The sequence below is a fragment of the Dyella acidisoli genome (assembly GCF_030160295.1).
In the GTDB taxonomy this organism is placed as follows: Bacteria; Pseudomonadota; Gammaproteobacteria; order Xanthomonadales; family Rhodanobacteraceae; genus Dyella_B; species Dyella_B acidisoli.
In genome coordinates, this window is record NZ_BSOB01000053.1 from 75,013 (window position 1) to 101,230 (window position 26,218).

Annotated in this window: 29 protein-coding genes; 12 read left to right on the forward strand and 17 right to left on the reverse strand. The window is 60.5% G+C overall.

What is annotated here, in order from left to right; translation table 11 throughout:
• Positions 1 to 218 precede the first annotated feature (218 nt).
• The gene (locus QQJ86_RS20005) at positions 219 to 389 is read left to right on the forward strand and encodes a hypothetical protein (RefSeq protein WP_284322744.1); all 171 of its coding nucleotides are present in this window, start codon (positions 219 to 221) and stop codon (positions 387 to 389) included.
• On the opposite strand, the gene QQJ86_RS20010 is transcribed toward QQJ86_RS20005, so the two are convergent.
• Together QQJ86_RS20010 and QQJ86_RS20015 are read right to left on the reverse strand one after the other, a co-directional pair.
• Entirely contained in the window at positions 390 to 2,372 is a 1,983-nt protein-coding gene (locus tag QQJ86_RS20010; protein WP_284322745.1) for a ferritin-like domain-containing protein, read from the reverse strand.
• 339 nt (positions 2,373 to 2,711) lie between these two features.
• Complete coding sequence (locus tag QQJ86_RS20015) at positions 2,712 to 3,479, reverse strand: SDR family NAD(P)-dependent oxidoreductase (RefSeq protein WP_284322746.1); 768 nt, start codon at positions 3,477 to 3,479, stop codon at positions 2,712 to 2,714.
• Positions 3,480 to 3,609: 130 nt separating this feature from the next.
• Here QQJ86_RS20015 and QQJ86_RS20020 point away from each other — a divergent pair, with 130 nt between their 5' ends.
• Both QQJ86_RS20020 and QQJ86_RS20025 read left to right on the forward strand, forming a co-directional pair.
• Entirely contained in the window at positions 3,610 to 4,527 is a 918-nt protein-coding gene (locus QQJ86_RS20020; RefSeq protein WP_284322747.1) for a LysR family transcriptional regulator, read from the forward strand.
• Between the two features lie 107 nt (positions 4,528 to 4,634).
• A complete protein-coding gene (locus QQJ86_RS20025) occupies positions 4,635 to 6,074 on the forward strand; it encodes an alkaline phosphatase family protein (RefSeq protein WP_284322748.1) in 1,440 nt (479 codons plus the stop codon).
• A gap of 162 nt (positions 6,075 to 6,236) precedes the next feature.
• Here QQJ86_RS20025 and QQJ86_RS20030 read toward each other — a convergent pair whose 3' ends face one another.
• The 5 genes from QQJ86_RS20030 to QQJ86_RS20050 form a co-directional block, all read right to left on the reverse strand.
• A complete protein-coding gene (locus tag QQJ86_RS20030) occupies positions 6,237 to 7,145 on the reverse strand; it encodes a helix-turn-helix domain-containing GNAT family N-acetyltransferase (protein ID WP_284322749.1) in 909 nt (302 codons plus the stop codon).
• A gap of 87 nt (positions 7,146 to 7,232) precedes the next feature.
• Positions 7,233 to 7,967: a 2OG-Fe dioxygenase family protein gene (locus QQJ86_RS20035; RefSeq protein WP_284322750.1), complete on the reverse strand. Its 735-nt coding sequence runs from the start codon at positions 7,965 to 7,967 to the stop codon at positions 7,233 to 7,235.
• A gap of 248 nt (positions 7,968 to 8,215) precedes the next feature.
• Positions 8,216 to 8,614: an ExbD/TolR family protein gene (locus QQJ86_RS20040; RefSeq protein WP_284322751.1), complete on the reverse strand. Its 399-nt coding sequence runs from the start codon at positions 8,612 to 8,614 to the stop codon at positions 8,216 to 8,218.
• 288 nt (positions 8,615 to 8,902) lie between these two features.
• The gene (locus tag QQJ86_RS20045; protein ID WP_284322752.1) at positions 8,903 to 9,448 is read right to left on the reverse strand and encodes a Spy/CpxP family protein refolding chaperone; all 546 of its coding nucleotides are present in this window, start codon (positions 9,446 to 9,448) and stop codon (positions 8,903 to 8,905) included.
• A gap of 56 nt (positions 9,449 to 9,504) precedes the next feature.
• The gene (locus tag QQJ86_RS20050) at positions 9,505 to 9,876 is read right to left on the reverse strand and encodes a hypothetical protein (RefSeq protein WP_284322753.1); all 372 of its coding nucleotides are present in this window, start codon (positions 9,874 to 9,876) and stop codon (positions 9,505 to 9,507) included.
• A 554-nt stretch (positions 9,877 to 10,430) separates the two neighbouring features.
• Between QQJ86_RS20050 and QQJ86_RS20055 the strand changes: the two genes are divergently transcribed.
• Positions 10,431 to 10,916: a DUF3455 domain-containing protein gene (locus QQJ86_RS20055; RefSeq protein WP_284322754.1), complete on the forward strand. Its 486-nt coding sequence runs from the start codon at positions 10,431 to 10,433 to the stop codon at positions 10,914 to 10,916.
• On the opposite strand, the gene QQJ86_RS20060 is transcribed toward QQJ86_RS20055, so the two are convergent.
• A complete protein-coding gene (locus QQJ86_RS20060; protein WP_284322755.1) occupies positions 10,906 to 12,009 on the reverse strand; it encodes a calcium:cation antiporter in 1,104 nt (367 codons plus the stop codon). The genes QQJ86_RS20055 and QQJ86_RS20060 overlap by 11 nt on opposite strands.
• Before the next feature lie 385 nt (positions 12,010 to 12,394).
• Between QQJ86_RS20060 and QQJ86_RS20065 the strand changes: the two genes are divergently transcribed.
• Complete coding sequence (locus QQJ86_RS20065) at positions 12,395 to 13,102, forward strand: transposase (protein ID WP_284322756.1); 708 nt, start codon at positions 12,395 to 12,397, stop codon at positions 13,100 to 13,102.
• Positions 13,103 to 13,150: 48 nt separating this feature from the next.
• Here the strand turns inward: QQJ86_RS20065 and QQJ86_RS20070 are convergent, their stop codons facing one another.
• On the reverse strand, positions 13,151 to 13,513 hold the full coding sequence (locus tag QQJ86_RS20070) for an ArsR/SmtB family transcription factor (RefSeq protein ID WP_284322757.1): 363 nt from the start codon (positions 13,511 to 13,513) through the stop codon (positions 13,151 to 13,153).
• Complete coding sequence (locus QQJ86_RS20075; RefSeq protein ID WP_284322758.1) at positions 13,497 to 13,958, reverse strand: SRPBCC family protein; 462 nt, start codon at positions 13,956 to 13,958, stop codon at positions 13,497 to 13,499. The genes QQJ86_RS20070 and QQJ86_RS20075 overlap by 17 nt, the downstream gene beginning before the upstream one ends.
• Before the next feature lie 183 nt (positions 13,959 to 14,141).
• Between QQJ86_RS20075 and QQJ86_RS20080 the strand changes: the two genes are divergently transcribed.
• The 3 genes from QQJ86_RS20080 (at position 14,142) to QQJ86_RS20090 (ending at position 17,295) form a co-directional block, all read left to right on the forward strand.
• Entirely contained in the window at positions 14,142 to 14,534 is a 393-nt protein-coding gene (locus tag QQJ86_RS20080) for a YciI family protein (RefSeq protein ID WP_284322759.1), read from the forward strand.
• Complete coding sequence (locus tag QQJ86_RS20085; protein WP_284322760.1) at positions 14,531 to 15,793, forward strand: RNA polymerase sigma factor; 1,263 nt, start codon at positions 14,531 to 14,533, stop codon at positions 15,791 to 15,793. Before QQJ86_RS20080 ends, QQJ86_RS20085 begins: the two co-directional genes overlap by 4 nt.
• A 239-nt stretch (positions 15,794 to 16,032) precedes the next feature.
• A complete protein-coding gene (locus QQJ86_RS20090) occupies positions 16,033 to 17,295 on the forward strand; it encodes an MFS transporter (protein WP_284322761.1) in 1,263 nt (420 codons plus the stop codon).
• 246 nt (positions 17,296 to 17,541) lie between these two features.
• On the opposite strand, the gene QQJ86_RS20095 is transcribed toward QQJ86_RS20090, so the two are convergent.
• Positions 17,542 to 18,759 (reverse strand): YXWGXW repeat-containing protein, encoded by a 1,218-nt coding sequence (locus QQJ86_RS20095; protein ID WP_284322762.1) that lies wholly within the window; start codon positions 18,757 to 18,759, stop codon positions 17,542 to 17,544.
• A gap of 352 nt (positions 18,760 to 19,111) precedes the next feature.
• Between QQJ86_RS20095 and QQJ86_RS20100 the strand changes: the two genes are divergently transcribed.
• On the forward strand, positions 19,112 to 19,846 hold the full coding sequence (locus tag QQJ86_RS20100; RefSeq protein ID WP_284322763.1) for a 2OG-Fe(II) oxygenase: 735 nt from the start codon (positions 19,112 to 19,114) through the stop codon (positions 19,844 to 19,846).
• A 60-nt stretch (positions 19,847 to 19,906) separates the two neighbouring features.
• Here the strand turns inward: QQJ86_RS20100 and QQJ86_RS20105 are convergent, their stop codons facing one another.
• The gene (locus QQJ86_RS20105; protein WP_284322764.1) at positions 19,907 to 20,539 is read right to left on the reverse strand and encodes a restriction endonuclease; all 633 of its coding nucleotides are present in this window, start codon (positions 20,537 to 20,539) and stop codon (positions 19,907 to 19,909) included.
• A 401-nt stretch (positions 20,540 to 20,940) separates the two neighbouring features.
• Here QQJ86_RS20105 and QQJ86_RS20110 point away from each other — a divergent pair, with 401 nt between their 5' ends.
• Both QQJ86_RS20110 and QQJ86_RS20115 read left to right on the forward strand, forming a co-directional pair.
• On the forward strand, positions 20,941 to 21,333 hold the full coding sequence (locus QQJ86_RS20110) for a hypothetical protein (RefSeq protein ID WP_284322765.1): 393 nt from the start codon (positions 20,941 to 20,943) through the stop codon (positions 21,331 to 21,333).
• Positions 21,334 to 21,450: 117 nt separating this feature from the next.
• Positions 21,451 to 21,825 carry a hypothetical protein gene (locus QQJ86_RS20115; protein WP_284322766.1) on the forward strand — a complete coding sequence of 125 codons (375 nt, stop codon included), beginning with the start codon at positions 21,451 to 21,453 and terminating at the stop codon, positions 21,823 to 21,825.
• A gap of 27 nt (positions 21,826 to 21,852) precedes the next feature.
• On the opposite strand, the gene QQJ86_RS20120 is transcribed toward QQJ86_RS20115, so the two are convergent.
• The 5 genes from QQJ86_RS20120 to QQJ86_RS20140 form a co-directional block, all read right to left on the reverse strand.
• Positions 21,853 to 23,625, reverse strand: coding sequence for a GGDEF domain-containing protein (locus QQJ86_RS20120; RefSeq protein ID WP_284322767.1), 1,773 nt, complete (start codon positions 23,623 to 23,625; stop codon positions 21,853 to 21,855).
• Between the two features lie 7 nt (positions 23,626 to 23,632).
• Complete coding sequence (locus QQJ86_RS20125; RefSeq protein ID WP_284322768.1) at positions 23,633 to 23,905, reverse strand: hypothetical protein; 273 nt, start codon at positions 23,903 to 23,905, stop codon at positions 23,633 to 23,635.
• Between the two features lie 174 nt (positions 23,906 to 24,079).
• Positions 24,080 to 24,412 carry a type II toxin-antitoxin system HicB family antitoxin gene (locus QQJ86_RS20130; RefSeq protein ID WP_284322769.1) on the reverse strand — a complete coding sequence of 111 codons (333 nt, stop codon included), beginning with the start codon at positions 24,410 to 24,412 and terminating at the stop codon, positions 24,080 to 24,082.
• Positions 24,409 to 24,603: a type II toxin-antitoxin system HicA family toxin gene (locus QQJ86_RS20135; RefSeq protein WP_423372972.1), complete on the reverse strand. Its 195-nt coding sequence runs from the start codon at positions 24,601 to 24,603 to the stop codon at positions 24,409 to 24,411. The genes QQJ86_RS20130 and QQJ86_RS20135 overlap by 4 nt, the downstream gene beginning before the upstream one ends.
• Positions 24,604 to 24,711: 108 nt before the next feature.
• Positions 24,712 to 25,968, reverse strand: coding sequence for an MFS transporter (locus tag QQJ86_RS20140; RefSeq protein WP_284322770.1), 1,257 nt, complete (start codon positions 25,966 to 25,968; stop codon positions 24,712 to 24,714).
• Positions 25,969 to 26,034: 66 nt separating this feature from the next.
• Here QQJ86_RS20140 and QQJ86_RS20145 point away from each other — a divergent pair.
• The coding region (locus QQJ86_RS20145) for a hypothetical protein (protein ID WP_284322771.1) at positions 26,035 to 26,218 on the forward strand (184 nt) is incomplete at its 3' end.

Here is a 26,218-nt window from a genome sequence, read left to right on the forward strand (position 1 = left end):
TCTTTAGGGTCCGAAAGCTCCGAAAGCGCCGCAGGCAATGCCCCAACGCCACGACACACCCAGCTGAGGCGAGACACCAATCAGGTCTCCCCCGAGGAGAGAGGGAGCAACCGCACGTGGAGCTGAAGACACACGGTCCTTTAACGCTTCCAGTACCGGATATTCGTCATCCACGTCGCATAGTGAAGCTGTCCGTCCCCATCCGAGGGAGGTGCACCATGCCTACCGGACGCAACGATTCCCACGACATCAAGCCGAAACAAGCCGAAGCGCCGTACGATCCGCACAAAAAACGCGGGCCGCCGCAACGCCTGGAAGACACCAACGCTGCCGGTGACGCGTTGAACGACACCGGCGAAGACAATCAGCGCCAGAAGGACGAAGAGTGATCACGCCCCGTCGGCAGTGAACCCCACTTTCGCGTGGCTGCCATCGCAGAACGGCTTGTTCTGGCTATGCCCGCAGCGGCACAGGTAGGCGCTGGTGACGCGCGCCACCATGCGGCCGGTGCCGCTGATGATTTCCAGATTGCCGCGCACACGCAGCGGGCCGTTCATTTGCGGATCGATCTGCAGCGGCCCATCGCGTGCGGTCAACTCCTCGTTCGACGTGCCCGTCGGGGGCTCGCCGCTGGCGTTGAATCCCACATCGTGATGCGAGCCATCGCAGAACGGTTTGTTCTTCGACGCACCGCAACGGCACAGCGTGGCGCGAAAACCGGCGGGCTTGCCGCCAAGGCGCAGATCGCCACGAAATGCATAAGGCCCCGCCTCACGCACTGCCGCGAGATTGACGGGTGGAGCAGATTCGTCGGGTCGCCCGTCGCGGCGTTTGTACTGGATGGCGCCGGAAGGGCAGGCATGTGCGATATCCACCAGCCTTTCCGCATCCATCGCATCGGGATAGAGCCATGGCCCTTGCACGTTCGCAAGAAACACCTTCGGCGCACCGGTTACGCAGAAGCGCGCATGGATGCAGCGCTTGGCTTCGAAGCGCAGCGTGAGCTTTTCGCCCTCGACCTGTTCGATACCATCCTCCACGGTCGAAGCGGGTGCAGCTGGAGCCGGTGCAGCAGCAGGTGCAGGCGTCGACGCAACAGCCGACGGTGCAGGGCGGGAAAGGTCGAAGCCTTGCTCGGCCTGTTGCGCAAGATGTTTGAACACCGATGCCGCGGCGATAGTGCGCGGATCACCCGTTGCGGTCAGGCGTTCGGCCGCTTCCGTCAATTGCTGAAAACGCTCAAGGAAAAAGCGGCGTGCGCTGGGGCCAGGCGGTAAGGGGGATGTGTCACGCAAGGTGATGAAGGTGACGCCCGCATGACAGTCCGGATTCGACGGCCCTGCTGGAAGTCGCGCCGCGCGCTCGGCCAACGGTGCCAACGCACGCATCAAGCCAATGCCGAGATCGAGCGACAGGCATTTGTCCGGATCGGGCGCTGGCACTGCATACGTGTAGGCAAGCAGGCGCTGCATCAAACCGTAGGCGGCATTGGCCAGGTCGACGGCAGCGATGGCATCTTCATTTTCCAGCCACACGCGCCCCTCGGGACGCGGTGGACGGCGCAGCACCGGATTGGTGGCGGCAGGGAAGGCTGGCTTGAATGAAGCATCGGCAGCGAGCAAAGCCTGATATTCCGAGCGGATCGCCGCGAAACGCTGGTAATGCGAATTCTCGGTATTTTCCTGTGCACCTTCGCCCTGGGTAATGATGGATTCGAACGCGGCCAACGCTGTCTTCAGACAGATGACTTTGTTCGCGCCGGGCAGCGATACCTCTGCTTTGGATAACTGCAGGGCAGGGTTGCCGCACATGGCACCGGCTTCGCCATGCTTTTCGACCATGCCGCGCAGGCCATTACCCAAGGTTTGATAAAACTCGCCCACCGTCTCGTAGTTGATGCCCATCGGCGTAAGGCGCGGGCCGTTTGCCCCGCGCACGAAGTGGCGCTCGGGCTCGAAGCCTTCGCCATCCGGTTCGGTAGAGTCGGCCGGACGCTCCAGGTAGATGAAGTGCTGCAGCGTCGCCATGTTGAACGGCGCCAGCTTCACCACCACACCGGCAGGCAGATAACCCGGGTCGAGCGGAAAGTTCGAGCGCCCGAGGCGTGGCGCGCCACCCAGCGCCACGGTGATGTTCCACACCGACATCAGATGGCCCATCTCCTCGATGGCCACTTGCAGGATGCTGCGTTTCCAGCGCGTGACCGCTTCGAGTTGCTCTTGCGTGATGCCTTCGTTCACCGACGTCTTCAGCGAGAACGCTGCGTACAGATAGGTGCACATCAAACAGTGTTCGAGTTCTGCTGCTTCGTATAGCGCATGCAGCGCCTGCTCGCGGCTTGGAACGGTATGCGCGGGGGTGTAGCTGACCACGGCTGCTTCCCTCTCGATGTGAGAAGAGAAAGGTACACCGATTGGGATTTTTGTGGCCCTCCCAAAAGTGGGAGTTGTGTTTCGTCTTGAACTACATAATCACGAAAACGAGTTGTCTCTCCAGGGCACAGATATCTACGCAACTTCCGAATTCGTAAAACGCAGCCTCAAGCCAACTCCTCCCCCTGCTTGCAGGGGGAGGAGGGGGTAAGCCCTTGCGGGAAAGCTTCAGGCAAGTACTCACCCCGCCCCAACCCTCCCCTGCAAGCAGGGGAGGGAGCCGTTCCTAGCATTTGTGTACATGTCGATGGCGAAACAGTGAAAGGAGTGGCATCACGCTTAGATAAACATCCCGCCTGATGCTTCGATGCGCTGTCCATTAATCCAGCCGCTTTCCTTCGACAGCAACATTGCCACTGCGCCACCGATGTCATCCGGCAAGCCCACGCGGCCTAGCGCTGTCTGTGAAGCGACGAAGGCATTCACATCCTTGTTGTCGCGCACCACGCCGCCACCGAAGTCGGTTTCAATGGCGCCGGGCGCCAGCGTGTTCACCGCGATGCCGCGTGAGCCCAGTTCCTTGGCGAGGTAACGCGTAAGCACTTCGATCGCGCCTTTCATCGCCGCATAAGCCGAATAGCCAGGCAGTGCGAAGCGGGCCAAGCCGCTGGAGACGTTGACGATGCGTCCGCCATCGGCGATCAATGGCAGCAAGGTTTGAGTAAGGAAGAACGCGCCTTTGAAGTGAACGTTCACCAGTTCGTCGAATTGCGCCTCCGTGGTTTCGGCGAAGTCGGCGTGTACGCCGATGCCGGCGTTGTTGACCAGGTAATCGAAACGATCGCGCTGCCAGTGTTGCTTGAGCGCTTCGTGCAACTGCTCGGCGAAGGCGGCAAAGCTGCTGGCCTTGCCCACGTCCAGCGGCAGGGCGACGGCGCGGCGACCTTGTTGCTTGATCGCATCGACCACGGCTTCCGCCTCGGCCCGATTGGAACGATACGTCAGCACCACGTCAGTGCCGTGTTCGGCGAGCTTCAGCGCCATGCTCTTGCCAAGGCCGCGGCTGCCGCCTGTGATCAGGGCGATCGGGGTGTTCGTGCTGCTCATGGATGTGTCCTCGCTACAAGGTGAAAGGAACCGACGGCGATCAGGATATTGATCTGTACTCTGCGCATAAATCGTCCGATCATGAGTGCTGTGTTCGGAATACGCGAACAATCGGTCAAGGGAGCGGGCGATGAACCGGATCGAGGCGATGCACGTCTTCGTGCGGGTGGCAGAGCTGGCCAGTTTCACCCGGGCGGCCGACAGCCTGGGATTGCCCAAGGCCAGTGCCTCCACCGCCGTACAACATCTGGAAGCACAGCTTGGTACGCAACTATTGCATCGAACCACGCGCCGGGTGCAATTGACGCACGACGGCCAGCGTTTCTACGAACGCTGCAAAGATGTGCTGGCGGACCTGGACGAGTTGAACGCCATGTTCCAACAGGCGCCGCAGGCCTTGAGCGGCCGCCTGCGTGTGGACATGAACAGCAGTGTGGCCAAGCGCGTCATTGCGCAGCTGCCGCAGTTTCTGCGCGAGCATCCTCAGATCCAGGTGGAAATGAGCTGCACCGATCGCCGTGTGGACGTGGTGGCGGAAGGTTTCGATTGCGTGGTGCGCGTTGGCACATTGGCCGATTCCAACCTGATCGTGCGGCCGCTGGGGCAGTACCGCATCGTCAACTGCGCCAGCCCTGCTTATCTGCAGGAATACGGTGCGCCGCAAACGCTCGCAGATCTCGCGCATCACACGTTGATCCACTACGTTGGCACGCTTGGCCAACGTCCGCCCGGCTTCGAATATATGGAAGGCACGGAGTGCCGCTATGTGCCGATGCTGGGCGTGCTTACCGTCAACAGCATCGAAGCGTACGAAAGCGGATGCCTGGCTGGGCTAGGCATCATCCAGGCGCCGCGCGTGGGTATGCAGCCTCTGCTTACCGCTGGGCGTCTGGTGGAAGTGCTGCCGCAATACCAGGCGGAGCCGATGCCGGTATCGTTGTTGTATGCGCAGCGGCGCAACGTATCGGCGCGCGTGCAGGTGTTCATGGCATGGTTGACGAACGTCCTTGCGCCGGGGATCAGCGCATCTTTCATGGATAACGCCTGAATCGTTGGTCCGAGTCGCGGAAAACTGTCATCGCGATTCACTAAGGTACAGCGGTCATTCGCGCACATCGCGCAATGACGTTCCCTTCACACACGAGGCTGCACGTCATGGCGACATCCGGCAACGCGCTGTCCGCGATCAACCACATCGTTGTACTGATGCTGGAGAATCGCTCCTTCGATCACATGCTCGGGTTTCTGTATGCCGATGCAAATAATGTTTCGCCGGCAGGGCAACCGTACGAAGGTTTGACCGGCAAAGAATCGAATCTGGGCGGCGTTGGCGGCAATCCCGTTACCGTATTCAAGATTCAAGCGGGCACCACCAGCACGTATTACATGCCTGGCGCCGATCCTGGCGAGGGCTACGCAGCCACTAATGCACAGTTGTTCGGCAGCAACACTGCGCCGACGCCGCCGGCCGCGAAAAACCAGGGATTTGTCACCAATTTCGCGGCCACCTTGGCCTGGGAATCGAAGAACAAAAGCTATTCGATCCTGCCCGGCACCACGGCCAACGACATCATGGGCATGCACACGCCGGAAACCTTGCCGGTGTTGTCCGCGTTGGCGCGCGGTTTTGCTGTGTGCGATCAATGGTATTGCTCGGCGCCCACCGAAACCTTGCCCAATCGCGCCTTCCTCCATGCGGCAACCTCGCAAGGACACATGGATGACAAGACCAAGAGCTTCACCGCGCCGACGATCTATGGGGCGCTGACCAAGCAGAACATCAGCTGGAAGATCTACGGTTACGATGCCGATCCGCTTACACGCCACTCGTTCAGCGATATCACCAATCTGCCGGACACCTACTTTGGTCTGTTCAAGGACTTCCAGGCCGATGCGGCGAATGGTTCGCTGCCGTCGTATGCGTTCCTGGAGCCAAGCTGGGGTTCAAAGGGCAACAGCCAACATCCCAATTACGATGTCGCGTTGGGCGAGCAGTACATCCACGACTTGTATTACGCGTTGCGCAACAGCCCACAGTGGAACCAGACTCTGTTGATCATCACCTACGATGAGCACGGTGGCTGTTATGACCACGTGCCGCCACCGACGAACGCGGTGCCGCCTGATAATTCCGCCGGCGAATACGGCTTCGATTTCAAGCGCTTTGGTCCGCGTGTACCGACACTGCTGATTTCACCGCTGATTCCGACAGGTACCGTGTTTCGCACATCCGGTGCCACGCCGTTCGATCACACTTCGATTTTGAAAACCGTCCAGCAGCGGTGGGGGCTGTCCGCTTTGACTGCGCGCGATGCGGCGGCTCCCGATGTGAGTGCAGTGCTAAGCCTCAGCACGCCACGTACCGATGATCCGTTGACGGGTGTGGCGGTGCCGGCATCGAAAGGTACGAACCCTTCCGCCAACAAACCTTCGCATCTGCAAGAAGTGTATGCGGATCTCGTTTCGAGCTTGCCGGTGCCCGATGCAGAAGGTGACACGCATCGGCTGCCGCCGCGGTTGGAGACCGATTACGACTACGATCGGTATATCAAGGAACGTGTTGCGGCGTGGAAGGCGAGTCGCAACCATTCATAGTGGTGTCCTTTCAAGGCCGCCATCTTCGTGCAGCAGTTGCTGCCAACAAGCAGCTATTTGCTTCCACTGCCGGATACTTGAGGCTCGCCACAAGATACCTAAGTGAATCCCTCTCCCTCCTGGAGAGGGGCTTAAGTACGTGCTATTCGGTTTTGCCCCAACCTACCCACCCAGGTGCTTGCGCATGAATACGGTTGCCTGAGGATTGTCGTTATAGCGCTCGCAACGTTCGTAACCGCGCCTTTCATACAGCGTGATGGCGGCTTTCAGATCGTCGTAGCTGTCGAGATAGATCCATTCGACGCCCTGGCTGCGGGCAAAGGTTTCCTGGGCGTCGAGTAGCTTGTCGGCGATGTGTTTACCGCGCGCGGCAGGCTTCACGTACAGGCGCTTGCATTCACTGGCACGCCGCAGGTGGGTCAGCTTGCGCAACACGACGCATCCCACCACCTCGTCGCCTAGATAGGCCAGCCATATTCCCGAGGCGGGTGTGTCGATGAGCTTCTGGATGCTGCCGGGTTTGTCCCGCTGCACGACGTGCACGGCTTCGTAGTATTCGCCAAGGATGGCGAGCGCATCATCGTCAACGTCGGTGAGGCGAACGATGCGTGGTGAAGACTGCCGGCCTTCAAGAAGCTTGCGGACACCGGCCAGCGCCGCCGCCATGGTTTCGCGATCGGCCGCGCTCAAGTGGGCAAGCAGGCCGCGGATGTGTGCCATGGATTGTTCGTTTAGGCGCGCGACGGCCTTCTCGCCGGTAGCGGTGAGCATCAGCGGTTTTTCGCGTGCGTCCGTATCGGACGTTACGCGGCGTATGAGTTTGCGGCGGATCAATCCCGACAGCAGCCGGCTCATGTAACCAGCATCAAGCTCAAGTGTTTCCTGCAGCGTGGATGCCGTCACCTTCGGCTGCGCGCTTACCTCGTACAGGATGCGTGCTTCCGCAAGACCGAATTCGCCGTCCAGGTATCGCCGGCTCATCACGCCGAGGCGGGCTGTGTAGAAACGGTTGAATTCACGTATCTCGGCAATCTGCCGAGCGAGCTCTGCTTGCGTCTGTGTGGTGTTCATGACGACCGACTCTAAATCCGTATAGTTGCTTTTGGCAACTATGTGGGAAGTCATGCAAAACCCGCCTTCGGCCTGGGATGGCGTGCGTCAGGATATGGCGCGAAATGTCACGACCAGCACGTCCCGATGGGCTGGTTCGGAAGGATCAAGCGGCGTTACCGGCGTCACGCCATGAAACACGCGTGGATCATGGATCAGCGCTGCATCAAACGGATGGGTAAGGGTGAAATCGCCCAGCGGTTTGCGATCCGGCGTGTGGATGGTGGTGGTGCCGCTGGCGATGTTGTGGCGGTCAATCAGCAATACCAGCACGAAATCCACGCCATCGCGATGACTCCCTTCCGGCGTAGGCTCACCGGCCGCGCCGGCGCTTGCCTCGATGCGGAACTGATGCACTTCGACCTGCCATTGCGCGACGGCAGGGGTCAGCGAGCTGAAGAAGTCGTTGCAGAACGCGAGGATGGTGCGCAGGCTTGCGCTGTTTGCCACGGACACATCGATGGGATCGAACCAGCGTTTGATGTCGCCCTGCAACTGGTTGTATTGCAGCGATTGATAATGCGGCTGATGTGGCATGAGTTCCACGTCATTGCGCGGCGTGGCGGCGTAGGTGGCATGACGGCGGCGACGCAACCTTCCGGTGGCCGCAAGATAAGGATCGGGGCCCAGGTGGTTCCAGCTTTCGGTAAACGCATCCCAGTCGGAGAGTTCGCCTGATGCTTGCAACAGCGGCTGCATGACATCCGCAGTGACGAAGGAGAAGCCGTCGCGCGTGAGAGCGTCGAACAGCGCGGAGACGGGCGAAGCGATGCGGTTTTGCATGTGTGCATTATATAGCTGGGAGCTGGCTGTCCTTCTGCCAAAAAAACTCCTGAGTGAGTCCCTCTCCCTCTGGGAGAGGAGCCTGCCCCCGACTCGATCGGGGGTGCCGAGAGGCGGGTGAGGGTTCGGGCGAAGCGTAATGCCAACTTGTCGTACAAGTCGTTGTGATCGCGCGCTGATCGCACCCTCACCCCAACCCCTCTCCCGGAGGGAGAGGGGCTTGTTTTGTACGCCGTTGGAATATGGCGCTAGCGCGCGCCGAGCATATCGATCTTGGCCAGCCCTTGTGCCTTGGCATCAGCCAGCACTTGCGCCACCGCCTGATAAGCCACGCCATCCGCTGCATCGATTTCCAATGCCGGCGGGTTGCTTTGAGCCGCAGCAATGCTCAGCTGCATGTTGAGCTGATCTTGGCTGACGGGCGTGTCGTTCCAGTACATCGCGCCATCTGCGTGGATAGCCAGATGGATGGGTGTGGATGGTTCGGTAAACGTCTTCGAAGCTTGCGGCAGATCCATGCCGGCTTTGTGGGTGATGACCGGCGAACTGATCATGAAGATGATCAGCAACACCAGCAGTACGTCGACCAGCGGTGTGACGTTGATGCTGGCCATCACGTCACGAGATACACGAGCAGAGAAAGCCATGTCTTCCTCCTAAGCGGGCGTGTTGATATCGATGTGCACCCGGCAGACTGAGGGGGAACCGGGCGAGCCCAGCTTAGCGCTGCGTGTGGCAGCCGGATAGAGCTGCAGCGTTGTGTCTCGGGGGCAGGAGTGCGCGCCGGGCTGTGACGACTTACCGCGTTCTCGTCACCCCGGCGAAGGCCGGGGCCCAGTGACTTTGACGATCCACAAGTCGCTGGGTCCCGGCCTTCGCCGGGACGACGAGTTGAGGCTTCTGCGCGAGTTCTTCGGCGTTCGCGGCGTCGGCGGTCAAGTGCCGGACGCAGTGGTAGAAGACGAAGCACTTGCCGGCTTAGCAGCCTTTTTATGCTCCATGCCGTGATGCGGTTTCAGCGCCTTGTGCTGGAACAGCGCATCGGCCGTTTGCTTTTGCTCGGGCGATAGCACGGCATACAGGTCGCTCCACGCCGATGACAGCTTCTGCATGTCCTCGGCATGCATCTGCGCCAGTTGTGCGTACGATTTCATCACCTCGTCGGCATTCATCGTCGGCATCTTCTGCGAGCGTTGCTGGAAGGCTTCGGAGGCTCTGCTCGCGTTGTTGCGCATCACGCCGGTGTAGGCATTCCACTGGCTCGATTGGGCGTCCGTGATCTGCAGCTGTTCGTGCAGATCGTTGATCTGCTGCTCCACCATGTCTGCACGTTTTTCCGCGTGTGTTTTCGCCGCACTCGCTGCGGCGGAAGACGATGATGTGGATGAAGCTGGCATTGTGCTTTGTGCCAGCGCGCCGCCTGCCAGCAGGGCAAACGACAGGGCGAGCGGTAGGGCAGTCTTGCGAATGGCGTTTTTCATGACAGGAAGCTCCGATTCATGAGTACGGATCGACGACAGCCTGGAAAGCGTTGGCATCAATAGCCGGGCGGCGGCGGTGGGGGCGGATAGTTGTTCTGGTAATAAACCACCCCGGGTGGCGGCGGAGGCGGCGCCTGCGTATAGACCACCGCGCCGGGCGGCGGTGCGGCTGCGTTGGCCGTGGAATTGGCAATCACCGCACCAGCCACCACGCCCAGCAATGCACCGGCGATGAGCGCGCCGCTATCGTTGCCGCGGCGTGGTGGTTCAGGCCGATATGGGCGATGGGGAACGGGCCGCCGGTAACCATAGTCATGGCGTTGCGCCTGTGCCACCGAGGGCGAGGCTGCTACCAGGATGGCGAGCGACGTAGCGGCCGATGCAACGGCCAGTCGTCGATACAACGGATTGCGAGAGGTGCGAGTCATCTACCTACCCTCCTCACTATGCAACGGTTGTCGCATGCATCGGGCCAGCTTCGGATGCTTGCGAAGGTGGACATTGCCGAGGTGGCCGTGACCGACAGCTCTGGCACGTCGCGGCCAAGTACTGCGCACCGGAGTGTATGACAAATCCCGTGCAGGTTTATTCAAGGCCCGGGCGGTTTGAAACAATGGCCGCCTATGCTGGCAGTACCGTTAAGGACCCTCTGATCTATTCCACGCACCCGTCACCGCACTGTATGCGCGCAGCAGTTTGTCGCAGCGGCGAAGGCAAACTGGCTGTCTGTCGAGACGCTGCGGCGAAGTGCTGCGCGCATACAGTGCGGCCCCAACGCATTGATATCCATGAGGGGTGACGTCCAGAAGGCACGCAGGCTGCGCCGCGTGGTTTGAACAGACGGCCACACCCTGCGAGCCTTCTGGACGTCATGCCGGGTACGTGGAATAGATCAGAGGGTCCTTAAATCTTGCTGAGGCGATTGACGCCGTTTCCTGCGGCGGGCAGCCTGACGATTCTTCAACTTGCCACGGAGTACATCATGCGAACAACACGGGTGCATTGGATTTTCGCGCTGGCCGCCGTCGCGGGCGCCGCTCATGCGCAAGCGCCGGCTACGAAGCCTGCAGCCATTGAAGCGTTCGCCAAAGGCGTGCAGATCTACACCTGCAAAGCTGCCAACGGCGGTTATGCATGGACGTTGAAAGCGCCCGACGCCAGCTTGAGCGATGCGAAAGGGCACGCGATTGCAAAGCATTTCGCGGGACCGAGCTGGCAGGCCGAAGATGGCAGCGTGGTGGTGGGTGAGCCCGTGCAGGCGTCGCCATCGCCCGATGCGGGCGCTATCTCGTGGATCGTGTTGCATGCGAAATCGCATACGGGAAGCGGCGAGATGGCGAGCGTGCAGTACATCGTCCGCACGCGCACGGAAGGCGGCGTGGCGCCGGCCACAGGTTGCGATGCCAGTCATGCGGGCACTGAAGTTCGCGTGCCGTATAGCGCGGTCTATCTGTTTTTCAGGGGCTGAAGATCAGTACGACGAACACCGCGAACAGCGAAAGATGCACTGCGCCGTCGAGCATGGTGGTACGTGAGCTGGAGAACGTCATACCGCTCAGCACCAGTGTTGCAATCAGCATCACCATGCTCGACGGGGCCACGCCGAGCAACACGGACTGCCCCGTATACAAGCTGACGGCGAGCACGGCAGGCACGGTAAGCCCCAGCGTGGAAGCCACCGAGCCCAGGCAAAGATTGATCGCGCGAGTCAGTCGATCGGTGCGTGCCGCATTCAGTGCGGAAATGCCTTCCGGGGCGAACACCAGCATGGCGATCACGACACCGCCGAGCGCTTTAGGCGCGCCGGTGGTTGCGATGCCATAGTCGAGCAGCTTCGCCAGGCTCTTTGAAAGAATGATGATCGGCAGGATATGCACCACCAGCAGTCCGAAGTGCAGCAGCAACTTCTTCTTGTCGATCGCCACTTCGCGGTGACGCGCCACTTCCTGTAGCTCGGCCGGCTGCGCATCGGTTGCGACGAAATAGCCGCGATGCCGGCCGGTCTGCAACCACAGGAAGATCCCATACAGGGCCATGGTGAGCAGTGAAAACGCCAAGGCTTGCGGTGGTGCCAGTGAGCCGTCGGGTGTGGACGTGGTGAAGTTCGGCAGCATCAGCGCGATGATCGTGAGTGGAATGATCACCGACAAATAGGCCGACGCGCCTTTCAAGTTGTACGACTGCTCGTAATGGCGGATACCGCCCGTCAGCAGTCCCAATCCCACCACCCCGTTGAGCACGATCATCAGCACCGCGTACATGGTGTCGCGTGCGAGCGTGGCATTGCCTCCTGGACTGAGCATGGCCGCCGAAATCAGCGCCACCTCGATCAGGACGATGGAGAGCGTCAGCACCAACGTACCCAGCGGTTCACCCAGCATCTCCGCCAGGGTTTCCGCTTCGTGCACCACGCCGAAGGCTACCCACACAATCATCAGGAACAGCCAGGCGAATAGCCCAAGCAAGGCGGCCGGGTGGGTGTGGCTGCCGACCCATTGCGACCCGAAGATCAGGAAGAGCGCGACGGTGAGCCAGCCGGCCCATGGGCGCGCCATTGTCATGGCTTTTTGCATGCGTGGTCTCGATCCCGGTCTCCCGTGCTGATCGGGATATTACCGAGGCGCTGCACGCCTGCACCAATTTTTGACAGGCCTGTCCCTGTTATTTCAATCCGTCCCCCTTAAGCACTGCCCGGTAGGGAAAGTCAGCTAAGTACAGCGCAAGCGGGCTTCCATCACGTTTTTTGAACCACCCCGGGATATACGCTTGTTTTTGCAGTTCTCACGATGGCTTGCTCCGGGAGCAGGGAACAGGCAGCTACTCGATTTCGATTCACGCAGATTCGCAGCATGACGCGACGTTAGGCGTGACACGGTCTGGAATCAACAGGGCGGCATCTTCAATAAAAATCCACCGAACCACGCATCGCCGCATGGAGGCTACACGATGCCACGATCACCAAGGTTCGATCTTGCCCATGTGCCGCAGCACATCATTCAGCGCGGGCATGATGGCGAGGAATGTTTCCGCACACCGGCCGATTGCCGTTGTTATCTCGCGCAACTGCTGCATGCCAGCCGGCGCTGCGAGTGCAATGTGCATGCCTATGTGCTGATGCGCAATCACGTGCACCTGCTGGTGACGCCAGCGCGTGTGGGCTCGCTCGCGAGCATGATGCAGGCGATTGGCCGCAACTACGTAAGCTACTACAACACTATGTATCGACGTTCGGGCACGTTGTGGGAAGGGCGCTACAAATCCTGCCTGATCGGTGCCGATTACGTGCTCACGTGTCAGCGCTATATCGAGTTGAATCCGGTGCGCGTCGGATGGGTGTCGGAGCCATTGTCCTATCCGTGGTCGAGTTACAGCTGCAATGCGCTGGGTGCAGCGGATCCCGCGGTCGTGCCTCACGCACAGTATCTGGCGCTGGGCCATACATCGGAGCAGCGCGCGCATGGGTATCGCGAGTTGTTCAAGCTGGATATTGATCCAGATGTACTGCGGGACATCCGCGCCTACGTACAGCAGCAGCGCGCGCTCGGCTCACCGGTCTTCCAGATGTGGGTGGAGGCTGCGTTCGGCCGCCATGCCAGGGTGCGGCCGGCGCATCGGCCGCGGAGGCACGTGGAAGCGGTAGAGCGGGGCCTGTAGTGATTGATGCGTACTGCGCTGGAATGATGAGCGTTTCGATGGAGGAAGCTAATCTTCCAACGTTGCCTTCAACCGCAGCAACGCCTGATCCCACTGCTCCGCAATCGCATCCAGCGAACGCCTTGCTTCATCCAATCGCGAGGGTTCGAACTCCCACAAGCGTTCTCGCCCCTGCCGGACGTCGCGCACCAATCCCGCATCGGCCAACACGTGCAGATGCTTGGTGACGGCTTGCCGCGTGATGTCGGTATCGGCGGTGAGTTGGGCGATGGAAAGTGCGCCGCCAGCGCAGAGCAGGGCGATCAGGCGCAGGCGCGTTTCGTCGCCCAACGCTGCGAACACTGGCACAGCTTTGCGCAGCAGCGGATATTTCGTGCCGGCGCCGCGGGTGGAATTAGCGCGTGGCGACATAGGCGTCGATGTTCTTCATCTGCATGTCCCAGCCACCGCTGTTCATGCGGAAGGCTTCCGCGCGACGATGCAGAGGAATCTGGTCGAAACCCGATTCCACCAGGCGCAGCAGCGTGCCGTCGGCGGTTTCTTCCAGTTCGAACGTCACCAGCGTGGTGGCTTCCTGCGAATAGTCCACATTGGGGTCGACAGCGTAGGGATGCCAGCGAAACGACAGCAGGCGTTCCGGCTCGACGCGCACCACCACCACGTTCCAGACCAGATGTTCATAGCCCGGATAAGTGATGTTGCCTGCGCACGGTTCGCCAGCGACGAAGCGCTTGCCTTTCAGCGCTACGCCGAACCATTCGCCGAAGGATTCGGCGTCCGCCAGTGCGCCCCAAACTTTCGAGCGCGGAGCCTTGATGTGGATATGTCGTTCGATGCGATCAGTCGATGTGTTCATGGGCAACCTCCTGGTTGCATATTAGTCGTACCTGGCATGTCATGCAACCAATAGGTTGCTCTTTTATGCCAGCCACTGGCGGAGTGGCTATGCTCGTGGAGGCGGATGTCCGATTCGCCGCAGTTCGTGCGTCATCGAAGTGGGCGGCGCATGGTGCCCGTCTCGACCTCACGGAGAATTCTTATGCAATATCTATTTATCCTCTTTGCCGACCAGAACGCCTGGGGCCGCATGTCCAGCGTGGAGCAGGAACGCGGCGTAGCGGCTTACCGCGCTTACACAGAAGCCTTGAAGGAAGCTGGCGTGTGGGTGGGCTCCAACCGGCTGCAGAACACGAATACGGCCACGACGGTGCGCCTGGTCGATGGCAAATCGCAGGTATTGGATGGGCCGTACGCCGATTCCAAAGAACAGCTCGCCGGCTATTACCTGATCGAAGCACCCGATCTCGATGCGGCGCTCAGCTGGGCTGCGCGCTGTCCTACCGCCAGCCACGGCACGGTTGAAGTGCGGCCGGTCTGGCCTGTGCCGGGAGCGACTTCGGATGTGGCTTCGGCCACTGCTACCGCGGCGTGAACGATGCATTACCCGCGCAAGCCGTTGCCAGCGGTATAGCTCGCCACAGCTACGGCAAGTTGCTCGCCTATCTCGCCGCCGACATGCATGACGTGTCGGCGGCAGAGGACGCCTTGGCCGAAGCCTTCGCCGCCGCGCTGGCGGATTGGCCAGTGCATGGATGCCCGGATAATCCGGAGTCCTGGCTGATGACGGTCGCGCGCCGCAAAGGTATCGATGGCGTACGACGTCGGAGCAGCGGTGAGGCTGCTGCGGTGCAATTGCAGACGATGGCCGAGATGCAGGCCGAATGCATGGAGACGGACGACGAGGAAAATTTTCCCGATCGCCGCCTTGCCCTGCTGTTTGCCTGCGCGCATCCAGCCATCGAGGTGAACATTCGCGCGCCGTTGATGCTGCAGACGGTGCTGGGCCTGGATGCCAAAATCATCGCCTCGGCCTTTCTGGTATCGCCCGAGGCGATGTGCAAACGGCTTGGGCGCGCGAAACAGAAAATCCGCGAGGCGGGCATTCCCTTCGCCATTCCCGAACGTGAAGCATGGGCGGAACGACTGGATGGCGTGCTTGCTGCGGTCTATGCCGCTTATGCGGAGGGATGGAGTGATCCGGGCGATGCCGATCTGCTGCGCCGTGATCTGGTCGAAGAGGCCATCTTCCTCGCCCGCTTGCTGACGGAACTGCTGCCGGAAGAGCCGGAAACCCATGGCCTGCTCGCCGGCATGTTGTACGCCGAAGCGCGCCGGCGCGCGCGCCGCAACGCGCAAGGCGAATATGTGCCATTCGCCGAGCAAAACATGGGGTTGTGGGATACGGTCATGATCGATGAAGCCGAAGTGCTGCTGCAGCGCGCGAGTAGCTTTGGCCGCATAGGCCGCTATCAGCTCGAAGCGGCGCTGCAATCGGCGCATATCGAACGTCGCCGATCTGGTCGTAGCAATTGGATGCCGGAGGTGCAGCTCTATGACGCGCTGTATGCGCTGACGGGTTCTCCCGTTGTGGCGCTCAATCGCGCGCTGGCCATCGCGGAAGTGGAGGGCGTCGAGGCGGCGATTGCCGTGATCAGTGAGCTGTCTAGCGATAAACGGCTCGCTGAGTATCAGCCGTATTGGGCTGCGCGCGCGGCGTTGTTTGCGCGCATGGGCGATGATCGCGAGGCGTTGCATGCTTACGACATGGCGATTGGTCTTGCGCGCGATCCGGCGGTGCGAAGGTTTTTGCAGCGGCGGCAGGATGAGATTGCTGCTATGCGTCGGTATTGATTAATGCTTGCGAGATATTGCTCCCCCCGCTTGCAGGGGAGGGCTGGGGGGTGTCCGAGCTTGCTGCAATGCATGGGTTCACCGCGAGGTTGCTTCACCCCACCTTCTCCGGCTTGCCGGAGGAGAAGAGCAAGTATGCCCCCGACTACACGTAGGGGAGGGGCAATGTACGGCGAGATGACTCACACCGTTCCATGTCTGGCAGAATCCGGACTCTCCGCACCCACGGAAGCCAGTACATGCGTGATGCAGTAACCACTCCGGCCAACTCGCCAGGCCGGGTTCTGTTTGCCAGCCTGATCGGCACCACCATCGAGTTCTTCGATTTCTATATCTACGCCACGGCGGCGGTGCTGGTGTTTCCCAAGCTGTTCTTTCCGGCGGGCGATTCCGCTACGGCAACGCTGCAATCCTTCGCCACCTTCGCGCTGGCCTTTGTCGCGCGGCCGATCGGCTCGGCGCTGTTCGGACACTTCGGTGATCGCATCGGCCGCAAGGCAACACTAGTGGCAGCGTTGCTCACCATGGGCATTTCCACGGTGGTGATCGGCGTGCTTCCCACCTACGCACAAATCGGCTTGGTGGCGCCTCTGCTGCTGGCGCTTTGCCGTTTGGGCCAAGGCCTGGGCCTCGGTGGCGAATGGGGTGGGGCGGTGCTGTTGGCGATTGAAAACGCACCACCAGGCAAACGCGCCTGGTACGGCATGTTTCCGCAACTCGGCGCGCCGCTTGGCTTTCTCGCTGCGACCAGTTTATTCCTGTGGCTGACCGAGAAGATGGGCGATGCCACGTTCTTTGCCTGGGGCTGGCGCGTACCGTTCCTGGCCAGCTCGGTGCTGGTGCTGATCGGGTTATGGATGCGCCTGCGTCTTACCGAAACACCCGCGTTCGCGCGTGCCATGGCGCAGCAGGAGCGGGTGAAGGTGCCGATGTTCAACGTGTTCGCGCATCATCCGCGCGCATTGATTTCGGGAACCTTCGCCGCGCTGGCGACCTTCGTCATCTTCTATCTGATGACGGTGTTCGCGCTGAGCTGGGCGACGTCCAAGCTGGGCTATTCGCGCCAGTCGTTCCTGATCGTGCAGATGGTGGGCGTGTTGTTCTTCGCGTTGCTCATTCCCTTTTCGGCGTGGCTGGCGGACCGTCGCGGTGGCCGCTTCACCATGATCTTGGCTACCGTGCTGATCTTTGCGTTTGGCATCGCCTACGCGCCGCTGTTCGCGCAAAGCGGTTTGTTGTTCATGGTGGTGGGCATGTGTGTCGTCGGCATCACGTACGGGCCATTGGGCACTGTGCTGGCGCAGATCTTTCCCACGGCGGTGCGTTACACCGGTGCGTCGCTGGCATTCAATCTGGCCGGCATCTTTGGCGCGTCGCTGGCGCCGTATCTCGCGACGTGGCTGGCCAAGACGTATGGGTTGGCCTATGTGGGCTACTACCTGTCAGCTGCTGCCGTGCTGACGTTGCTGGCGCTATTGGCCAAGCCGCGCGAAGCGATGTAACGCGCGGTCTCTCTGCGAAAGCAGTGTCGCTGCTCGTCGCCTGATACTTAGGCTCGTCATGAACCATCCTGAGTGAATCCCTCTCCCATCGGGAGAGGGTGCCAAGAGGCGGGTGAGGGTTCGGGCGAAGCGCGATCTGAAATCTCGCGCAAGTCGTTGTGATCGCGCGCTGATCGCACCCTCACCCCAACCCCTCTCCCACGGGGAGAGGGGCTCAGTCTGCGTGTAATTTCAACTCGCCATGCATCAACCACCCGGAGGATGTTGTTCCTCGGGCTTCTTGCGATTTTCCTGCGGTGCCGGATGCGGCCTTTCAGGAGGACGCGCGGACGGAGCGGGACGCGGCGCTGCCGGATGGTATTCCTGCGGAGGCGGCGCGGGGTGATACGCCGGTTGTGTCCGTTCCGGTGCCATTTCGCGTGGTGCTACTTCACGCGGCGGTGGCGCTTCGCGAGGAGCCTGTTCTTCGCGAGGGGCTGCTTCCTCACGTCGTGGCATAGGCGCGGCCTCACGCGGTGCGCCGGCATTCTCAGGGGCGTTTTCAGAGCGGTTGAACGGACGATTTGGCGTCATCGATTCGCGCGCCGGCGCTTCGTTGGGATTTGCATTGGGGTGTGGTGCGAAGCCGGACGAACGCAAGGACTGGCGCTCAGCTGGTTGCGGCCGCGGACCTTCTGCCGCGGATACAGGTGCGTTGTGGGCATGTACTACCTCTGGACCATTAAACGCAGCTGGCCTTGCGGTGGCGGCAATGGTCGGTACGCCATGGTTGTTCGACAAGCGCATTTCCGGATTCTGGCGCGCCATGGTCATGTGTTGTTGCTGAGCGGCTACGGGTGGTGTGTGCTGCTCGTGTGCGAAGGCCATCTGCTGCGCTGTCGGCTGTGCTTGTACGCCACCGTTGCCGCCGTTGTAACTGATGCGATTCACGGTGACGTTGTTGATGACGGTCTTGTTGTACACATTGGTGATGTGCACGTTGTTGATGTTGTTCACGGTACGGTTGTAATAGAAGCCACCTCGATCCCAATGGCCGCCTTCGTAACCTTCGCCGCCGTAGCCGTAGCCGTAGTTGATGCCGCCGTAGAAACCGACCTCGGTTCCCCAATAGCCTTCATGGAATCCATAGATGCCATTACTCCATCCCCAGTAGGCGGGGGTCCAAAGAGCGCCGGTAAACGGTGCCAGCACCCAGGTGCCGGGCACCCAGTAATACTGTCCTTCATCGCTGTCCCACGCCCAGTAACCGGGCGTCCAGATATAGCCGACTGCAGGAATCGGCGGCTGTTCGTAAACCGGCAGAGGCGGTGGTGGTGAGCCGACGGTGATGGATACACCGATAGAAACCTGCGCTTGTGCAGGCATCGCGGTGAGTGCGAATCCTGTGGCAGAGAGTACACATGCGCCAAGCGCCCATGCGCTGCAGCGTGTTGCGGCTTTTCGGATCAAAGCCTGGTGTTTCATGGAAAGCTCCCTCACTTGGCGAAATCGTGTAGGGAACGTAACGCATGCCACGCGATGAAACACCCTGCGGCTCACTCGCTGTTTTTGTTCAATTAATGCAGAAGGACCCCACAAGACGCATCTTTGACACGCAAGCGCTTGTACAGCCTGCTCAATCCGGTAAATAAATCTTGCATGAAAGGCGAAACAGCGATGACTTCGATTTCGCGAAGCTTACGTTTGACGAGAGTGCGACGTGAAAACGGATTGGCGAACGTGTGCACATCTCACGTCACGCAATAATCGGAGTGTCGGGGGCGCATGCGTTGGCTAATGTGACGGTTTTACGAATCAACTTTTTGTGGATGCAATGATGAAGACGGTTCTTGCCGAAACAACCGCACAATCGCCCGTCGACGTTTATGACATCGATGGGCTGAAGGTGGCCGAGGATCTTGATCGCTACGGAGCGACCCTCATTCCCAAACTGCTGCAAGCGGACGAATGCCGCGCATTGGCGACGCTGTACGAAGACGATCGGCGATTTCGCAGCCGCGTCGTCATGGCGCGACACGGATTCGGCAGCGGTGAATACAAGTACTTCTCTTATCCGCTGCCTGCCAGCATCCAGCAACTTCGTACCGCGTTTTATCCTGCGCTGGCGGAGATCGCCAATCGCTGGAACCAGACCATGGGCATCGACGTGCGCTATCCATCAACACATGCGGAATACCTCAGGCGCTGCCACGTGGCCGGTCAGCTGCGTCCCACACCTCTGCTGCTTCGATACGGTGCCGGCGATTACAACTGCCTGCACCAGGATCTTTATGGCGAGCACGTGTTTCCATTGCAGATGGCGATCTTGCTGTCACAGCCCGGCAAGGATTTCACCGGCGGCGAATTCGTATTGACCGAGCAGCGCCCGCGTATGCAGTCGCGGGCGGAAGTGGTGCCGCTACAGCAAGGCGATGCGGTGATCTTCGCGGTCCATCATCGGCCGGTGGAAGGCGCGCGCGGTGTTTATCGGGTGATGATGCGGCATGGCGTGAGCCGTATTCGAACGGGGCAGCGGCATACCTTGGGGATCATCTTTCACGATGCGCAATGAGCTGTTCCGTGCGCGCAGGAAGGCCACAAGCAAAAAAACGCGCTAAGCGCGGTTTTTGTTTCAGGTCTGCGCAGCCGTACGCGGCCGATGATGCATGGGCGGCGGTGAGGAGGGCGCCCGGAACGGCACCACGCCGCGGTCGATCGGCAACTGCGCGTCGCTCAGCATCGCCAGCAGCGTTTCGCCGTAGACCAGTTCGAACGGTTTGCCGGCCACGAACTTCCATGCGTCTTCGGTGTAATCGCCGCATGCGACGATCTTCACCGCTGAAGCCTGGTGGAATTTCATCAGGTTGTGCATCTCGCGCACATCTTTCACCTCGACGTTGCGATGCTGCCAATGCCGGCACTGCACCAGCGTGGTCATGCCATGCTTGCGCAGGATGAGATCCAGGCCGTCGTTGGCATCTGCCTGCGCGGCATGCTCCACGGCATAACCGCGAAAAAGGAAGGCTTGTGCAACGCGTTCTTCGAACGCGCGCCAATGCAGCGTGCATAAATCCGTCAGTTGGTCGCGAACGACCAGGCGGTGCATGCGTTTGCGATAGCCAAGACATGCGGCAATGGCGCAGCCCCAGCAAGCGATCAGGGCCATCCATACCAACACCATGACGTTGGCGCTGTACGTGCCGCGCGCATAGTGAACGCCCAGATAAGCGCTCAAGCCGAGCAGCGCGCCGGCTGCCCAGTGCACCCGAACGTATCGTTCGAGGCGATGTGTTCTGTGCTTCGCCATCAACTCCCCCGAGCTGTGAACGTTGCTTCCGAACCGCTGATCGACCTTAGCGCGGAAGATTCGGGAGATCAGCGTGCAGCGCGGCATTCGGCCGCAGCGCTGTTCTGTCGCGGTGTTACGCCCAGGGACGGCGCTTATTTTGTGCGACGCAGCGGGATTCTGGGTGGGCAGGAGGAGGTGAGGGCCTGCATAAGGCGCCATATTGCCTTACTTGGGACGCTCGAGCGGGAGCGGGCGGTTGCAGGCACGGCCTACATCGCTAAATGAAAACAGCACGGTATTTCCACGGCTTTTTCACGTTGAACGTGACAAACCGGAGTCAGGCCTCGGCACCTGCTTGCACGGGAAGAAACGTCATCATGCGCCCCAAAGTGACCTCGCTAACCGGTAATGTCCGCGTCGACTGGGATGATCCGAAATTGATGTCGCTGTTGGAGCGGAGCGAACGGTGGAGCATCGACAACCGTGGCGGCTTTTCACCCCAAGGCGTGGAAGTCTATTTCGGGTGGAGCGGCTCGGTGGGCAAAACGGCCACCCTGGTATGGGAGCGCGATAACGCCATTGTGCTGGAAACCACTTTTCCGATCGGGCAGGGCGAACAGGTACGCGTGGATAAGCACCTCGGTGATCGCATTCGCACGCTATGGGGTGTGGTGGTGGAGGGACGTGAAGGTTTTCGCGACGAAGACCGCCAGAATGGTATTCATGTCTATTGGCTGAAAGTGCTGAGCAATCCTGCCCAGGCGTTCTAAAGAAGTTCCGCGCTTTGCCGATAAGTAGTCCGAAGCGCCAGTCGTCCAAGAGCGCCCCGTTTTGCTGACGCGGCAAAACGAGCGTGTGGCTGCGCCCTCGCGGGGACCTAGAGTTACATGAGCCACTTCAAGCCCAAGTCCAAAATAACCAGCAATGAAGTGGACTGGAGCAATCCACGCCTCGAGGCGCTGCTGCGCAAGACCGAAGACTGGAAGCTCGATAACCGCGGCAGCTTTCCCGAGCAAGACGTACACGTACACATCGGCTGGGGTGCTAGCACACCGCGTAAGGCAACCTTGGTTTGGGAAAGCGATCGTGTGATGGTGGTGGCTACTCGCTTCCTGATTCCGCAAGGTGAACACGTGCGTCTGGACCGGCTTTACGGCGATGGCATGCGTACCCTGTGGGCGGTGGTGGCGGACGGGCGCGAAGGATTTCGGGAAGAGGACAAGCAGAACGGTGTGTATGTGCATTGGCTGCACATGAGTTGAGGGTACAGCGCAGGTTTGCACCCCAGCCTACGATTCACCCGCAAGCAAATAAAACCCCACCTGCGCCCGCTTCGCGTGCCGCTTCGCTCGCGCTGCCAACGTGGCCAAGGTTTCAGGATGACCGGGGAAGGGTGGTGCAACGCGCACTGCGCCGATCGCTACGGTGGTAAGCGGAAAGAATTGTGTATTGCCATGCCGATCTTCGCCGACGATGCCTTGGCGGGCGATGTCCTCGTCGGCGAACAAACTGCGTGAGCGTTGATTGAACAACTCCACCATATGGCGGCAACGCGCATCCCAGTCATCGCTCTGCAGCACGAGTAGAAAATCATCGCCGCCGATGTGACCAACGAAGTCGCAGCGTGGGTTCACTTGCGTGGTAAGCGTGCCGGCCAGGAGCCGGATCATTTCATCGCCGCGGAAGTAACCGTACTGATCGTTGAACGGCTTGAAGTGATTGAGATCGACATAAGCCACAGTGAACGGAACTTCGGCCCGCAGCAAGCGCGCGACATGCTCGGTGACGGGGATATTCCCAGGCAGGAAGGTCAGCGGATTGGCGTAGCGTGCCGCTTCAATGCGCAGCTCGGTAACGCGACGCACCAGCGATTCGCCGGTGCCCAGGCCCAGATACTGCCCTTCGCGCGTGATCACAAAACCATCGCTGAGATAACGCTGGTCCTGCCCGCGCAAAATATCGGCCATGCTTTCCAGCGACTGGCGCACGTCGCACAACAACGGCGCTTCATGCATGAAAGCAGTGCAGCTTTTGCGGCCGTAAAGTTCGCGTGTGTAGGGTTGGGCCATGCGCTCGCTGAACACGCGTCGGTTGATCAACCCAACCGGGTGGTCGTCCTCCACCACTGCAAGGGCGTGCAATTCTGGCTGCTGCGTGAAGATGGCGATCACGTCATGGTTGGTGTGGTGCGCGGTCAGCGCCGGTGCTTCGATCACCAGGTGGCCCAGGTGCATCGGCCGCTGCGTGACCGGTCCGCGCGGACGAGGCGGCACGGCAATAACGTCTCCGTCCAACGACGCGCGCACGCTGTCGTCGATCGTGTCGATAGTGTGTGGTATCGGCCGGCCAAGCAGGAATCCCTGCGCGAATGGAATGCCGAGTTCGCGCAACATGCGCAGGTCGTCCACATCTTCTACGCCTTCGCCGACCAGATCGGCGCCCAACGTCTCCGCGACCTGGCACAGCGCGCGCACGATGGCGAGGCGTTCGGCGCTCTTGGCCAGGCCGTGGATGAGATAGCGGTCGATCTTCACCACTTCCGGATGAATCTCGTTCCACATCTCGAAGTTGGAATGGCCATTGCCGAAATCGTCCAGCGCGAAGCGCACGCCATGCGCACGCAGGTAGCCTAGCGCATGCGCGAGGCGGGCGGGTTCGTCGACGATGTCACGCTCGGTAAGTTCGATGGTGATGCGGCTCAGATCCATGCCACCGGTGCTGAGTGCAGCGAGCAAATCGTCGGGTTTGATCGACTCCTGCATGAAGGCTTGCGCGCTCAGATTCACCAGTAGACGTCCATGGTTCTTCTGCGCGGCAAACGCGCCGCATACGGTGCGTGCGGCAGTCAGTTCGAATTCGCCCAGGCGACCCTCCGCCCGCGCGAGGTTGAGCAACTCCGGTGTGCTGATATTGCCGAGCGTTTCGGTGGAACGAGCCAAGCCCTCATGCGCGACCACGTCCATCGTGTCCAGCCGGATCAGCGGCTGGAACATCGCCACCAGGCCGCTTTGTGCGCGGTCGAGCAGTGAGGTGAACCGGGCGTGGTCGCGAAATAAGATCATGTGGCAGTCATGCGGTTTCGTCGAGCGCCGATGGCAAACGCATCAGCACTGCATGCGCGAGCGCCTGGAAGTCGTTGTTGAAATCGCTCTGGATGCGGCCGACGTTGGAGATCGGCGCCAAGGTGTCGCCGACCACGGACTGGATGCGCTGGTCTGCCTTCATCAGCGCGGAAGCGCACAGCGCGCCGATGGCAATCAGCAAAACCAAGATGCCGACAAGGCGTAGTAACAGCAGCCGGCGGAGCGTGACGCGAAACAGGCCGGGGATGGGTCGAAGCATGGTGCACCTAGGGGAGGGGATGCCTTCTTGTCGGCGAAAAGCGCTTCGACTTGAGTCGTGGAAATGCTAAAAAATATTATATTTCATATAGTTGACAGAGGCATTTCAGTTTTTAAAGGGATGTGTTTTTTGCGAAACCCTCCTCTGGCAGTCGCTCGAGAAATAATGATGGCTTCAGGCGGCGACTTCGTGTTCGATGGCGCGTTCAATGAACTGATTAAGGCTGATTCCTTCAGCTGCGGCTTTTTCGACAGCAAGAGCGTGCAGTTCAGGACTGATCCTGGCGTTGAACTTCCCTGAGAAGTGGCGATAAGGCTCGATGCCGCGTTCTTTGCACGTATCCAGAAAAACCTGCAGCGACTTGGATCCTTCCTTCTTGAGACTAACGATGTCGCGCGCGTAGAAATCGGCCCCGCCGTTTAACCCGACAAATTCGCCGCGCAACATGTCGGTGTCCTCATCGTAGGAGATGACGGCGCGATGGTCTGCGATGGTGAGAATGTTCATGGCTTGACTCCGTTAGCTTCGAACCACCTGCGGATACTGGCAACTGCGCCTTTATCGGTGTCCGGTGTCGGGTGCGGACGGTGATAGACCTGAACTTGTCCGAACAGAATCACTGCAACTCGGGAGCCTTCTCTTTCCACGATTTCCGCACCTGGCTCAACAAATAGCGCTTCAATGTCACGCCATTGGATGCTGCCCGAGGTGGGTCAGGCGAAGATGGCCTCGAGCGTCTTGGCGTGTTTGCGCTTCATCATGAATGGTACTGAAAAATGGTACCATATCGACGCGCCTGCTTGGCTTCATTCAGCGAAATGGTCTACGACCTGTCCGCCTCTCGCCTCCGCATGCGACAGTGCCTTCTCACGCATTGCCTGCGCCTGCAGTACCAGCGCCAACACGACCGAAGCCATTGCGGCCAGTGCGGCAAAGCCATAGATCGCGTTGTAGCCCATGCCACCGGCTACCCATCCGCCAAGCGGGCCGGTGAGGGCCATGGCCACGTCCATGAATACCGAATACACCCCGAGTGCCGAGCCGCTGCTGTGTGTCGGCACTCGATGCACCGCTTCGGTTCCGAGCGCGGGAAACACCAGCGAAAAACCGAAGCCGGCAATAGCGGCGCCGACGCCCGCCATGGTGGCACTGCTTGCCAGGCAAAGGATGATCAGTCCGATGGCTTCCACTGAAAGCGACACCATCGCTACGCGATAGCCACCCAGTGTGGGAATGGTGCGCGCGAAGACGAAGCGCACGCCTACGAAGACCACGCCGAATACGGTGAGGGTGAGGGCTGCGTTGTCCCAGCCGTGCGCGGCATAGAACAGCGTGATGAAGGTAGCGATGCAGCCAAAGCCGATCGAACCCAGCGCCAGCCCGATGCCGTATGGCACTACGCGCGCGGCGACAGTGCGGAACGGGGCGCGTTCACCGGCGGTAATCATGGTGGCGCGCTTCAGTCGCGCCAATGGGAGTGCGGCGAGCGCCAGCAGCAAGGTGGCAGCACCAATGGCGGCAAAGCCGAAGCGATGCTCGATCAGCACGCCGAGTGGAGCCCCTGCGGCCAGCGCACCGTAAGTGGCGACGCCGTTCCATGAAATCACGCGCGCAGTGTGGCGATGTCCGACCTGGCCCATGCCCCAGGTGATGGCACCGGTGCCGACACAGCTTTCCGCGCAACCGAGGGCAAGGCGTGCAACGAAGATCAATCCCAGGCTGAGCCATGGCAGGTTGCTGGCCAACGCGGCAATCAGCAACAGCGCGCCGCTGGCTGCGCACATCGCAAGGCCCGTCATCACGGTGCGTTTGGGGCCTTTCGTATCGGCCATGCGCCCGACCTGCGGGCGGCTGATGAGCGTCGCTACGTACTGCACGCTGATCGCCAGGCCGGCCAGCATCGCGCCGAAGCCGAGATTCGTGTGCACGAAGCCGGGCAGCACTGCCAGCGATAGACCGATGGTCAGATAGGCGACAAAAGTGAAAGCGACCGTGCTGAGGATGGACCGCAGCACGCCGGACTGGCGACCTTCAATGGTCGCGGAATGGGAGGCATCGGCCATGGGGGATCTGACGGAAAGAATGCCGGATGGCGCCGGTCATTATAGGCCGTCATGGTGCGTTGCGACATGATTCTGTTGGGCCGCAAAAACATGCCCCTCTCCCTTTGGGACCTGATTAGCGTCTCGCCTCAGCTGGGTGTGTGTGGCATTGCCTGCGGCGCTTCCGGTCGCGAAGCGACCGGGTCACTTTTCTTTGCTGGCCCAAAGAAAAGTAACCCAAAGAAATGGCCTGAGAAGCTCGCGGCATGGG